The 12,188-nt window shown below is 65.8% G+C and carries 11 protein-coding genes and 1 pseudogene; 4 read left to right on the forward strand and 8 right to left on the reverse strand.

The features are described 5' to 3' along the window. Positions 1–129: 129 nt before the first annotated feature. The 8 genes and pseudogenes from AC07FA_RS14995 to AC07FA_RS15030 form a co-directional block, all read right to left on the reverse strand. On the reverse strand, positions 130–579 hold the full coding sequence (locus tag AC07FA_RS14995) for a hypothetical protein (RefSeq protein ID WP_479075738.1): 450 nt from the start codon (positions 577–579) through the stop codon (positions 130–132). Positions 580–588: 9 nt separating this feature from the next. Next, a complete protein-coding gene (locus AC07FA_RS15000) occupies positions 589–5,232 on the reverse strand; it encodes a putative T7SS-secreted protein (protein ID WP_479075740.1) in 4,644 nt (1,547 codons plus the stop codon). Further along, the gene (locus tag AC07FA_RS15005) at positions 5,232–5,879 is read right to left on the reverse strand and encodes a hypothetical protein (RefSeq protein WP_479075741.1); all 648 of its coding nucleotides are present in this window, start codon (positions 5,877–5,879) and stop codon (positions 5,232–5,234) included. The genes AC07FA_RS15000 and AC07FA_RS15005 overlap by 1 nt, the downstream gene beginning before the upstream one ends. Then, positions 5,876–6,382, reverse strand: coding sequence for an SseB family protein (locus AC07FA_RS15010; protein WP_479075743.1), 507 nt, complete (start codon positions 6,380–6,382; stop codon positions 5,876–5,878). The genes AC07FA_RS15005 and AC07FA_RS15010 overlap by 4 nt, the downstream gene beginning before the upstream one ends. Before the next feature lie 680 nt (positions 6,383–7,062). After that, positions 7,063–7,278 (reverse strand): annotated as a pseudogene (locus AC07FA_RS15015) (MarR family winged helix-turn-helix transcriptional regulator); the annotation flags it as partial. A gap of 179 nt (positions 7,279–7,457) precedes the next feature. Next, positions 7,458–8,813 (reverse strand): hypothetical protein, encoded by a 1,356-nt coding sequence (locus tag AC07FA_RS15020; protein ID WP_479075744.1) that lies wholly within the window; start codon positions 8,811–8,813, stop codon positions 7,458–7,460. 155 nt (positions 8,814–8,968) lie between these two features. Next, positions 8,969–9,169: a DUF397 domain-containing protein gene (locus AC07FA_RS15025; protein ID WP_479075745.1), complete on the reverse strand. Its 201-nt coding sequence runs from the start codon at positions 9,167–9,169 to the stop codon at positions 8,969–8,971. Then, positions 9,166–10,050 (reverse strand): helix-turn-helix domain-containing protein, encoded by an 885-nt coding sequence (locus tag AC07FA_RS15030; protein ID WP_479075746.1) that lies wholly within the window; start codon positions 10,048–10,050, stop codon positions 9,166–9,168. Before AC07FA_RS15030 ends, AC07FA_RS15025 begins: the two co-directional genes overlap by 4 nt. A gap of 121 nt (positions 10,051–10,171) precedes the next feature. Between AC07FA_RS15030 and AC07FA_RS15035 the strand changes: the two genes are divergently transcribed. From AC07FA_RS15035 to AC07FA_RS15050, 4 genes are all read left to right on the forward strand, one after another. Further along, the gene (locus AC07FA_RS15035) at positions 10,172–10,885 is read left to right on the forward strand and encodes an ATP-binding protein (protein ID WP_479075747.1); all 714 of its coding nucleotides are present in this window, start codon (positions 10,172–10,174) and stop codon (positions 10,883–10,885) included. Positions 10,886–10,959: 74 nt separating this feature from the next. Next, entirely contained in the window at positions 10,960–11,145 is a 186-nt protein-coding gene (locus AC07FA_RS15040) for a hypothetical protein (RefSeq protein ID WP_479075748.1), read from the forward strand. Beyond that, positions 11,145–11,519: a type II toxin-antitoxin system VapC family toxin gene (locus AC07FA_RS15045; RefSeq protein WP_479075749.1), complete on the forward strand. Its 375-nt coding sequence runs from the start codon at positions 11,145–11,147 to the stop codon at positions 11,517–11,519. The genes AC07FA_RS15040 and AC07FA_RS15045 overlap by 1 nt, the downstream gene beginning before the upstream one ends. Positions 11,520–11,639: 120 nt before the next feature. Further along, entirely contained in the window at positions 11,640–12,179 is a 540-nt protein-coding gene (locus AC07FA_RS15050; protein ID WP_479075750.1) for a DUF1697 domain-containing protein, read from the forward strand. The last annotated feature ends 9 nt before the right edge of the window (positions 12,180–12,188 follow it).

The raw sequence follows: 12,188 nt of genomic DNA on the forward strand, positions 1-12,188 counted from the left end.
CATTCACCGGCACTTCCCCATTTTGTAGTTGATTGCGTCCACGGCGTGCCGGACATCGATTTTATATTTGTTCCGGTGGGAGTGCGGGTGCATCCCATTCTGGCGCGTCAGTTGACCGCGCGGCTTGGCTCAGATTTCCGGGTGGGACGTAACGAAGGCGATGTATTCGTGCTCCTCTTCAAAGATCACGAGCATCTTCTCCCCGTCCTCCGAAATGATTGTGAGGTCTCGCCCGATCGCCTCCAGCAGACTCTCCGGCCAGTTCGAAGAAAGACATCGGAACTTCAGCCAGGGGAAGTTTTGCAACCCTGTATGAGTGATCAAGGTTTCCGGGAATCCATGGTCTTCAGCCACAGATTTTACCCAAGCGGCAAGATCGTGAAGCGACTCGGTAGTGAACGTGTAGTCGGGCGGAGTGGTTTGCCGTGTAAACCGGGAAAATTCAGTAGCTACCCAATCGGGAATTTCTCCGGGATCCACAAAGTTCAGGAATGTACCCTTCGGAAGGGCGTGTTCAATTTCATCCCTCTCCTTTTTTTCTTTTGCGAGTAGGATCTTTTTTCTCAATGCTTCGCTCACTTGCCCACCTTACTGCCCTGTGTAATACATGTGGTGTTTTTCTCCGACCTGTTGGTATCTTTCGCCCATCATGTCTACATTGTGGCCGCCCCCACCCTTCGGTTGTCCGGCATGAAAATGAGGGTAGGGGGCATGGGGGTCAGCTGTATGCTCGGCGATTACTCGTGTGCCCTGAGGTGTTTCATATTGATAGTAGCGTCCATGTGCGCCCGCGTTCTTCGGATCGTACACGTAATTGCTCGACCGGTGGCGTTGTGTTTCATCGCCACCGACCTCCCATTGCTTCACCGGCTGTTGACTGTTGGGAATGCCCGCTCTCTCCCGTGCTGCGTTGAATGCTTCAGCGCGTTTGTCGAAGAATTTGTTGCACGGTGCGAGCCCGTACGGGTCGCTCCAGGTGTGAGGGTTCTGTACATAGGTGGACGGGTTGGGGGCGGGTGCTAGGCCGAGTGGGTCTGTTGAAAGGTATCTGGCCGTTTCGGGGTCGTAATAGCGGTGGAGGTTGTAGTGCAGGCCAGTTTCAGTATCAAAATACTGACCGGGGAATCGGAGGGGTGTGTACGCCTTACTGTTTTTTTCCCAGGCGGTCGTGCCCCATACAGTGCTACGTGTGTGCCAGGCTATTTCACCGAATTCATCAATCAGTTCGCAGGGTGTCCCGATGAGATCCGTGACGATACTGAAGAAACGTCCGTCGATCTCGTTTCCGGAGGCGTCAAGAATGCGTTCTGTCTGAGCCATGGGGTGGAGTCCGTCATGATCCCAGGTGAGCGCGACAGCGCGGGAGTGCACCGCGTTGTTCGTTACTTGTTCGCACAGGTTCGCGCCGTCCCAGGCGAATGTCGTCTCTTCCAGTACACGTCGGCCGTCGTCCGCAAGCCGGCGCTTGGATGCCCGGCGGCCCAGCGGGTCGTACCCGTAGCGCCAAACCTCGCCACTGGGTGTGGTGACCGAAGTCAGACGATCGTGTGGATCCCACCCGTACTGCCAGGTCTCGGACTTGCCGGAGAGAGAGACTTTCTGGCGTAGTACGACTCTTCCCTGCCCGTCGTGCTTGTAACGGAAGTTACCCGCGCGACGTATCCGCGTGCCGACATAGCTGCGCGTGCCGATGGACTCGGGCTGGGGATGCGAGGAGGGCCAGGATGCCTCGACTTGGTTGCCGGCCGCATCGTACGCATACTGCTCGGTCCAGTTGGGGGCTCGAACCTCAGTTATTCGGCCTACCGGATCAAGCGTGATGCTCTTGAAGCCGCTGATGTGGTCACGTACTCCGATGAGGTTGGCGTCTGGGCGGTACGAAAAGAAGCGGTGCCGAAGATTACGACCCCGAGTCTTCACCTGCTGCTCGATCAGTCGCCCCACCGAGTCGCGTGCCTGGTTAATTGTGAGCATTTCACCGATTCGACGGTTGACCTCACGTCCGGCAGTGTCATATTCGAATAGGAAAGTGCGGCCGGAGGTGGTGAACTCACTCCGTCGGCCCGTCGCATCATATTTCCACCGGCTGATTGCTCCGCTCGGTGTCGTTCGCCCGATTTGCCGCCCGAGCGCGTCGTAATCGTACTCGATCGTCCGGCCGTCTACGGTCTCTGATTTCAGGCGCCCGTAGCGGTCACGCAGTCGTGTCAGTGTGACGTCGGAATCAGTCGCTACTGCCAGCTCGTCGAATATATCGTATTCGTAAGTCGTTACGGAGCCCATGGACTCCTTGCGGAGTGTTTGACCCAGTGCGTTGCGTTCGAATTCTGTTTTATGGCCCAACCCATTGGACATGCCGCTCAAATGACCGTTGGCGGTATACGTATAGGTGAGTGACCTGCCGTCGAAATCGGTTTCCGATAGGAGCTTTCCTGTCGGATAGTAGGTGTATTGCCACGTCAGCCCTTGCGGGTTTTTAACTTGAACAAGGCGTAGGTTCGTATCGTGACTGAACTCGTGCCGTATACCGTCAGGGCCGGATCGGGCGATCATCAGGTCGAAATCTGAGTACTCGAAGATAGATTTGCCACCCAGGGCATCGGTATGCGTGAGGCAGTTACCCTCTCCGTCGTACGTCCAGGCTTGGGTGCTGCCATCCGCCTCCTTTCGCCGGGCGAGATTTCCTTCGATCGTCCACTCGAAGACAGTGGCTTCTCCGAGCGGATCGGTGACGAGCCGCAGGCGACCGAATCCGTCGTGATCGCACGAAGTCGTTCCACCCGAAGGGTCCGTCGTCTCTATCGGGATGCCCGCCGTGTTGCAGCGTATGGAGGAGCTGTGGCCCAGGGCGTCGGTCAGAGATACGAGGTGCCCGTTCTGGTCGTAACGGTAGTGCGTCGTTGCGCCAGTGGGATCAGTGACCGATGTGCGGTTGCCGCGCTCGTCGTATGTCTGTCGGGTGACTGTTCCGTCCGTGCTTCTGATGCGTACGGGTAGGCCGAGGTTGTTGTAATCAACCACCAGTTCCCGTCCGTCGGGTCGCACCACCGACGTGAGGTGACCGTTCTCGTCGTATACGGACTGTGTGACGTGACCCAGTGGGTCTGTGACCGACAGCAGCCGGTGGTAGCGGTCGTGCTCGTAGCGGGAGACCGCTCCGAGTGGGTCGATCTCGGCGACGACCTGGGAGCGGTCGTTGATCACATAGCGAGTGGTGTGGTTCATGCCGTCCGTCATGGACGTCATGCGCAGGCCGGTCTCGGGGTCGGTGTCCTCCCAGGTGAAGCGGGCTTCGAGGTGTCCGTTCGTGCCGGTCTGGTAGACGCAGCGGTCTTGGTCGTCGTAGACGTACTCGTACCGGCTGCCGTTGGTGTCCGTCCAGGCGGTGATGCGGCCCAGCTCGTCGCAGTCGAAGCGCAGCGGTTTGCCGGAGGAGTTGGTGACTTCCGTGAGGTGGCCGTCGGTGTAGCCGTAGCGGAGGATCTCCTGGTCGGTGCCGTCAGGTGCGGCGCCGACCAGGTGCAGCGCGGTGACCCTGCCCTCGCTCGTGGTGAGCTTCAGGTGGTAGCCGCCGTGGTGCACGATCGACGTCGGAGCGCCCGTGTCGTCGTACTCGAAGGTGATCCAGCGGCCGTTGCGGTCGTCGATCTGAGCCAGGAGCGCCAGCTCCCCGGAGGGGTGGTCGACGAAGTGCCGGACCCTGCCGGTCTCCGGGTCGGTGATGGTGTAGCCGTCGTCCACCCGGTCCAGGGGCCAGCGCCGGCCGTGCGTGGGCATGACGGGGGCGCCGGGCGCCGGGTGGGGGTAGGCGAGCAGGCTGCCCTCGTTGCAGCTGAACACCACGCCCTCGGAGTCGATCTCAAGGCGTTGGTCGACCGTGCTCGACCAGCCAGATCCGAACCAGCGGCCTGCTCGGTAGGAGGAATCAAATACGCGCTCGAAGACAAGAGGCAGCGACCCCGGCAGCACGATGTCCGTCTGCGGGAGCAGCATGCGCCCGGTCGCGATGTCGACGGGGTCTCCGGCGCACTTGACGTCGCTGCACTTCTTGGCGTTGGAGTCGGGGTTCTTCTCGTGTCCGTGCCGGTTCTTGCCCTTCGGGCTGTCGGCCAGGTCCTTCATCCCGGCCCGCAGGCCGCCCTTGAGCAGACCCCCGCCCTTGGTGCCGACCAGCTCGGGGACGAGTCGGCCGATGAATTCGGAGGGGTCGCCCTTGGCGGCGTCCCAGGCGTTCTTAAGTGCCCGGTCGGGGTTGGCGGCGGTGGAGACGAGGCCGGCGAGCGTCATGTTGACGCCCTTGTAGTACTCGGCCGGGTGCGTCAGGTTGTACGGGTCGGTCGGGTTCACCGAGCGGACGAAGTTCACCAGTCCCGCGGTGCCCTTGATGACACCGCCACCGAAGTGGGCCAGCTCGATGCCCTGACCCACGCCGTAGTCCAGGAACTCCTGCTTGGCCCGGTCCAGGCCGGTGGGTTCCTTCGGAGCGTGCGCCATCGCGGCGGTGATCGCACCCTTGGCCGCTTCGGCGGCCTCGTTGCGCGCCCGGCGGGCACCATCCAGGATCTCTTGAGCATGCTGGCGCTTAGCCACGCTCGGATCGGAGAACTCCCCTGGATGCGGCAGCGGGTGTTCGGTGTCGCGGACCGCGTTGTACGCCGCCGCCTTCTTCCGGAACGCGGCAGCAGCCGTCTCGTAGTCCTGCTTGCCCTCCTTGTAGAGGGCGATCGCCTCACGGGCTTTGCCCTGCGCGCTGGTCACCGTCGCGGCGTACGTCTCCAGCGCCGTGGCGGCATCCTCGAACGCAGCCGCCGCGCGCAGCCAGTCGGTGGGCAGCGTCTGGAACTTCTCCCGGAACGTATCGGCGGCCACGCCCTTCCAGTGACCGGAGTCGAGCCGCTTCATCCCGCCGCCGACGAGATCGAACGCCTTCTGGAAGTCCCGGAGGTTCTTCACCGTCGCGGTGATCTTCTCCGGCCTGCCGTGGATCAGCTCGTTCGCTTCCTCGGTCTGCCCGAGCTGCTGTTCCCCGACCTCCGCACCCAGCGACGATGCGGTCTCATCGCCCCAGTCCTCGACCGAGTCCGCCCACGAGTCGGCACCGACCTTCTCCAGACCGGAGCCGAGCACATCGGTGCCCTTGTCGATGCCCTCGCCGACGAGCTCCTTGCCCTTGTCGACCAGGTTGCCGGCCCCGTCGTACAGGTCTCCGCCGAGCTTTCCCCAGTCCACCATCAGCGACTCTCCCCCCACCGCGGCTGCTCAGCCTGATCGATCGTCTCCTGCGACGGATCAAGCTGCTCCTTGAGCCGTTCATCCGCCGCCGCCCGGACCGCCGGGTCGATCAGCCCGCTGCGCTCCATGGAGTCGAGCGCGGAGTCCTCCACGTCGTAGACGGTGTTCTGCCAGTTCTGCTTGACCTCACCGTGGGCCTCGATCATCGACTCCGCGCTGTAGTCCGGATTGTCGTACGCGGTCTGGCTGCTGATCGTGTCCCAGCTCATCTTCTTGACGTCGTCCTCGGACAGGTGCGGATTGCCGTTCAGGGAGTTCACACCGACCTTGAAGGAGTCCTTGACGTACTGCTCCTGCTCCGCGAAGGAACCCGCCGACAGTCCGACCCCGAGCGCGAAGCCGTTCCCCTTCTGCGTCAGGGCCCGCACACCCCACTCCCAGCGGTTACAGAACGTCTCGAACTCCGACGTCAGCCCGCCGTGCCCCAACTCCAGCCCCGACAAGGCGAGGTCCGAGAACCCCCGACCCGTCGACGCCTGGCCGACGAACCCGAGCTCCTTCAACTCCGTGTGCGCCAGATCGATCCCCTTCGCGATCGCAGCCAACGCCTCCGGCGGCACATCAAGATCAGGAGTCTCCCCGCTCACCGCATCCCCCCGAGATCCACCGCAACCGCCTCCGGCACAATGCCCGCCACCGGCGGGAACAACATCCCGCCGTCCTCACTGCCCGCATCCAGTGCCACTCCCGCAGGGCCCGGCAGCATCGGCACCATCACATCCAGCAAGCGCGCACCCAGCACCGTCCGGTACGTCCACTCCCGCTCGGCATCCCCCCGGGCGCGCGCGAAGCGTGCGAGGGCCTCCTCGTCCGAGAACGCGCAGATCCACCGGACGCCGTTCTGCTCCGCCGTCCAGAGGCTGTCGTACGCGTCGAACGGCACCAGCACCGCTGTACGCCGGAACTCACCCAGCAGCACCGCGAATTCGTGACGGGACGCAGCCGACGGATCATCTGTGGGCGCCACGGCAGAGGCCGGCGCGGGCGCCTCAGGCGGTACCGGTGGCGCCTCGGTAGCCGGCCAGTCGGCCAAGTCGGCGATCTTTGAACGCCGCGCGGGCTTCGCTATGTCATCCCCGTTGTCGAACACCCGTCGAATGCTGTCATGGTGCGCTTCTCAGAAGCAACGCATGAAAGTGGCCGGCCAGTCGTCGAGTGGAGCGCCGTGCCGGGCCGAGGCGCAGACCGGGATCGGCAGGGAGGAGGGCCCTGACTCTGCGGGCCGGAGTCGCTCTTCACTATTGCGGACACTGAAATCGGCCACGGTTGGTGAGCTGCACCCACGGCGCAGAGGCATCAGGGTCATGGCGTGAAGTGATCTTGTCCGGGTTCGTCAGGGGAGGCCGGGGGCGGTCAGGGGGCGACGGTAGTCGCGGGAGCACGGCGGAGGGCGGCGGCCATGGTGGTCTGGGCGTTCTGGCGGTGGACGCCGACGGCGAGGTTTCGCAGGGAGGCCATCGTGCGGGGCAGGTGGCCGGTGCGGATCTTGGAGTCGTCCTCGCGGAAGGTCCGGTCACGGACGGGGTGCAGGGGGTTTTCGATGCCCCAGTGCCCTCTGATCCAGGAGGCGAGTTCAGTGCCGGTTGCGGCGCCGGCGTCGAGGCTGGTGATCAGGTAGACCGTTCGATCGACAGCTGCCCGGTGCTTGGGTCCATCCTCCAGCGGACGATCTGGAGGGCCTGCTTGGCGTCGGGGTAGTCGATGTGGTCGAACGCGGCGGCCTTGAGGATGACACCGAGGGCGGTGGAGGGGAGGAAGGGGTGGAAGACGTACGGCGGAGAGAAGGGCTTCGCGGTCGCCGGCGGGGAGGGATTCGAGGGCGTCGCGGTGGACCTGGTCGACGATCGCCTGGCTGCGCTCGGCGAGCTTCGCGCCGGCCTCGGTGACCGCGATGATGCGAGCGCGGCGGTCCGTGCGGGAGGGGCGGCGCTCGGCCAGGCCGGCCTTTTCGAGCGCGTCGACGGTGACGACCATCGTGGTCTGGTCTGGTCGAGGAGGTAGGAGAGGTCGGGGGTGGGGGAGGTGCGAGTGGTGGGCGTCAGGGAAGTCAGGCCAGTCGCCCACGGGTGGTGCGGGTGGGGTTACCGGGGCGGTGCGGGGGTCGGCTGCCCGGCTCGTACAGGGCCGGCGCAGGGGTCGGGCCGGGCAGCCGGAGGGGGCGTGCGTCAGCTCGTCGAGGGGTTGACGGTGAGGGTGGCCGTGTTGTTCGACAGGTCGGGGTCGAAGGTGCGGACGGCGGGTTCGTAGGCGTCGTTGTAGAGGGCGGCGCGGGCGGTGGCGTTCGGGATGACCTCGTCGATGTGGAGGGTGAAGGGGAAGGTGTGGGTGGCGGCCTTGCCGGATTCGGTGAGGTAGATGGGGGTGTTGCAGCGGTAGCGGGTCTCGGACTGGGACCAGCAGGCGTCGGGGGCGGAGGCGACCGAGGTGCCGGCGGGGATGTCGATGTCGACGGTCGCGGCGGGTTCGCCCGCGCCGAGGGAGGCGACCCAGGCGGGGCCCGCGTTGTGGACGGTGACGGTGGCGGGGACGGTGTCGCCGGCCGCGCCGGAGACGGTGGAGGCGGTCAGCCGGTAGTCGGCCTGGTTGACGGTCTTCACCGTGAAGCTGCGGTACGGCTGGAGCTCGTCGGAGGGGGCGGCGGCCGGGGTGAGGTTCAGCTCCGGGCCGGCGCCCGGGGTGAAGGCGCGGCCGGCGCGGGCCTCGGCGAGCGCCTGCTCGGAGTAGGGCTGCGCCGAATAGTCGACGCGGTCGAAGAGGGCCATGTCCTTGGTGCGGAACTTCAGCGGGAGGGAGTGGTACGAGCCCGGGGTCGTCCGCTCGTCCAGGACGCAGAGGAACGTACGGCCGGTGACGGCGTTCGTGGACTCGCAGTTGGAGGGGACGGACATGCCGAGGCGGATGCCGCGGGAGGTGAAGACGGTGAGCAGGGTGCGGTCGGCGGTGCGGTTGCCCTGGTTGCCGAGGACGACGGAGGAGTCGAAGGGCTGGTCGGGTGCCATGCCGGTGCGGTACTCGGCCTGGGTGAGGCCGAGCGCGGGGCCGTCGTTGACGGCGACGTAGGTCTCGCTCGGGTAGGCGTTCATGCCGCCGGCCTGGGCGGTGTAGCGGACGTAGCCGTCGTTGCCGTCGGTGGCGCCCGGCTTGGTGGTCAGGCCGATCCGCGCGGCGGGGGCGTTGGCGCCGCCGGGGAGTTCGGGGGTGGTGCAGACGGCGGTGGTCTCGTTCTCCGGGCGGCAGTTCGCGGGCCAGGTGACCTCGGCGAACGAGGCGACTCCGGAGGCGTCGACGGTGAGCGTGCCGGCCGGGACGGTGGTCGCCGTGTTGTCGTGGCTGATCTGCACGGTCAGCGACTGCGACGGTGCGGGGGAGCCGTCCTCGGACGGGCCCGCGAGGGTGATCTCGTATGGGTCGGACCAGAGCCACAGGGCGTCGGAGGCGGCCGCGGCGGGCGCCGCGGCCGGGCCGGTGACGGCGGCGAGCGCGCCGAGTGCGGCGGCGGAGGCGATGAGCGTCTTCTTCACGGGGATCAAGACAGCGGAGATCGGCGGATGGTTGTACGGGGGGAGGAGGGCCGGTTTCAGTCCGCCAGGTCGGCCGTGCGGGGGCCCACGTCCAGCTTCTTCAGGGAGAGCGGCAGCGGCAGGTGCAGCCGCTGCCTTCCCTCGGCCCGAGCGGTTCAGACCAGCTGACCGATGAACGTGCGCCAGGCGTCGGGGCTGAAGCCGATGGCCGGGCCGGCGGGGCGCTTGCTGTCGCGTACGGGGACGAGGTGGGGGAGGTTGTCGGCGACCTCGACGCAGTCACCTTGCCCACCGCTGTAGCTGCTCGTGCGCCATGTCGCGCCGGCCACGTCAGGCGCTATTCCAGCAGGGGTCATGGCTGATACTCCTTGGCGATGCGATGGATCAGTGCGAGTGATTCTGTCGGTGGCAGTGCCGCTGTGCGCGCGTCGTCGAAGAGAGTTCGGTAGCGCGCCACATCAGGCTCCCGTTCGGTCCAGACGTTGCCCGTTGGTGATTCCGACAGGACGAGGTCGAGGGACGACGCCTGCGGGAAGCTGAGCAGCAGGTATGGGCCGAACATACCCGAGTGGGCGCCACGTTCGAAGGGCAGCACCTGCACGGTGATGTTCGGTCGCTCGGCCATTGCCGCCATGTGTTCCAGCTGCGCTCGCATCACGTCAGGCCCTCCCACCTGTTGGCGGAGGACGCCTTCGGCGAGTACCGCCCACAGCTCCATGGGTGCCTCGCCGGTCAGCCGCTTCTGCCTGGCAAGCCGCACCTCGACGAACTGCTCGATCTCCTCCGGGGTCTGCCATGCGCGCGAAGCCACAGTCACTGCGCGCCCGTATGCGGCTGTCTGAAGGAGACCCGGAACCAGCTGCACCTGATAGGTGCGAATGCTGTCGGAGATGGCCTCCATCTCGATCTGGTCGCGGTAGGTGTCTGCGAGCACATCGCCGTACTCGTTCCACCACCCTTCCCTGCGCCTCCGGTTGGCCTTCCGTGCGAGCGATGCCAGCCGCTCTCGGACTTCGTCGTCCGAGACTTGGTACGCGAGCAGCATCGCTGCGAGGTCAGGGAGCCGGAGCGCCACGCGGCCATTCTCGATCCGGCTGATCTTCCCTTTGGTGCAGTCAAGAGCCTCGGCCGACTGTGCGGTGGTCATGCCTGCCGCCTCCCGCAACCTCCGCAACTCATCACCGAGTTGGCGGCCGAGAACGGTTGATGGGTTCGCAGTAGTGCTCTTCGCGTACATGTGAACACCTCTATCAAAGTGGCCGCTCAGACGCGGCGAGGTTACCCGAACGAGGGAAAAAAGCCGCTACATCGATCGGCAACGTTGCAGATTGATGTGTGGCTCGTTCATTCTGCTGGTGATGGGGAGGCGGCGTCGTCCGACGCGAACTCCCCATACCTGTAGGGGATTCCGGCCGAGCATCGATCTTCTTGGAGCTGCCGTGGCTACACCGAACGAAGTGACCTTCAGGCTCCCTCGCTGCCACGGCAGCGTCCCCAGAGCTCGGACTGTCCTGCGGGCCAAGCTCGGGGAGTGGCGAGCCGGTCACGGCACGCTGGCTGACGGCGAGTTGGTGCTTTCTGAGCTTGTGACCAATGCGCTTCGGGTTCCCGTGCCCGGCGACCGGCTGGTAGGCGTACGCATCGTGTGCAGGGACAAGGGCGAACGCCTTCGCCTGGAAGTGAGCGACGCGGGGGCGGGGCGGCCGGAGGTGCAGCAGCTCCGTGAGATGGACACCACCGGGCGCGGGCTCCTGCTCGTCGAGGCCCTGGCCCATCGCTGGGGCGTCGACGAACGCCCGGCCGGGATCGGCAAGACCGTCTGGGCGGAACTGCTGGCCCCCGGCGTCGACCCCGCACCCCCGGACCTGGAGATCGCGGCGGTCACCGTCCGCCCCGGTCAGTGCGTACGCGCCTGGGGCGCCTGGCACTTGGTGCGAACGGTTCGGAGTGAGCGGTACGCGTCGGGAGGGCTCGCTGTCGTCATCGCCCTCGACGACGGCGGTCCGGCACTGCGTCTCGATGCGGCGGAACCGGTGACCGTACGGACCACTGGGCCGGTGGCCGCGTCATGAGGGGGCTGTGGACGAGGTTCCGGCGGCGCGCCGTGCGCAGCGCCGGGCCGCGCTTTACCGGCATTCTGATGCAGATGACCGAAGGCAGGTTGGTCGTGATCAGTCACGCCGGTGAGCCGGTGCCGAGGACGCCCCCTGCGCCCCCTCCACGGCCGAAGGTGCTGCGCGTGGGCCGGGGCTCGCTCCGGGGCCGTATCCGCATCGCCGCTGACTTCGACGACCCGCCCGTCTCCATCGCCGAAGCCTTCGGAGTGCGCTGATGCGACTTCTGCTCGATACCCGGGTGGTCATGTGGTGGCTGGACGACTCGCCCGAGCTGTCTCCCGAAGTCAAGGAGCTCCTGGACACCCGGCCCGGTGTCCACGTCAGTGCCGTGTCGGCGTGGGAGATCACGATCAGGCAGTATCTCGGGACGGTCGAAGGCCCCGGCGAACTGGCCGAGCAGGTGCGCGATGCACCCTTCGCCGCCGTGCCCGTCACCGCCGCCCACGGGGTGCGGGCCGGCCGGCTGCCGATGGTGCACACCGACCCCTTCGACCGGATGCTGATCGCACAGGCGCAGGCCGAAAGGATGGTGCTGGTCACCCGGAACACGTGGATACCGCAGTACGACGTACAGGTGATGCGGGTCTGACCGGCCGTCCTCCGGAGCGAACGGAGCGTGACTCGCTACGAAGACTCCGCAAGCGTGCGGCCTGTGCGGCGGTACCGTCGGGCCAGCTGTGTTTCCGAAGGTGGGGCAAGGTGGTTGGGTGTGCTGTACATCGCGTTTCTGCGGGGCCTGAACGTTCCCGGCCGCTCGGTGAAGATGGAGTACCTGCGCGGGCTGTTCACCGAGATGGGCTTCGCCTCGGTCCGTAGTCACATCCAGTCCGGGAACGTCTTCTTCGAGTCGGAGGAGGACGACCGGGAGGTGCTGGGCGCAACCATTCGCCGGGGTCTGGGCGACGCGCTCGGGTACGAGGTGGCGGTCTGTCTGCGTACGGTTCCCGAGCTGGAGGAACTCCTCGCGCTCGATCCGTTCAAGGACGTCACGGTCACCGACGCCATGCGCTGCTGTGTCGTGTTCACGACCGAGCGGATCGATCCGGCGCTGGAACTGCCGCTGATGTCCCCGAAGAAGGACATCGAGATCATCGGTGCCCGGCCGTACGAGGCGTTCGTCGTCTGGCATCTGATCGGCGGCAGGGCTCCGGCCGCCAAGGGCTTCCAGGAGCGGGTTCTCGGGAAGGACGCGACGACCCGGTTCTTCCACACCGTCGGGAAGATCCTCGCCGCGGCCAAGAAGGGCTGACGCCGGACC

Source organism: Streptomyces sp. NPDC045968, assembly GCF_056430475.1.

Coding starts and splice junctions, on each gene's coding strand:
- AC07FA_RS15000 (WP_479075740.1), bottom strand. CDS start 5,232: ATGGTGGACTGGGGAAAGCTCGGCGGAGACCTGTACGACGGGGCCGGC.
- AC07FA_RS15025 (WP_479075745.1), bottom strand. CDS start 9,169: ATGACCCCTGCTGGAATAGCGCCTGACGTGGCCGGCGCGACATGGCGC.
- AC07FA_RS15030 (WP_479075746.1), bottom strand. CDS start 10,050: ATGTACGCGAAGAGCACTACTGCGAACCCATCAACCGTTCTCGGCCGC.
- AC07FA_RS15035 (WP_479075747.1), top strand. CDS start 10,172: ATGGGGAGGCGGCGTCGTCCGACGCGAACTCCCCATACCTGTAGGGGA.
- AC07FA_RS15040 (WP_479075748.1), top strand. CDS start 10,960: ATGACCGAAGGCAGGTTGGTCGTGATCAGTCACGCCGGTGAGCCGGTG.
- AC07FA_RS15045 (WP_479075749.1), top strand. CDS start 11,145: ATGCGACTTCTGCTCGATACCCGGGTGGTCATGTGGTGGCTGGACGAC.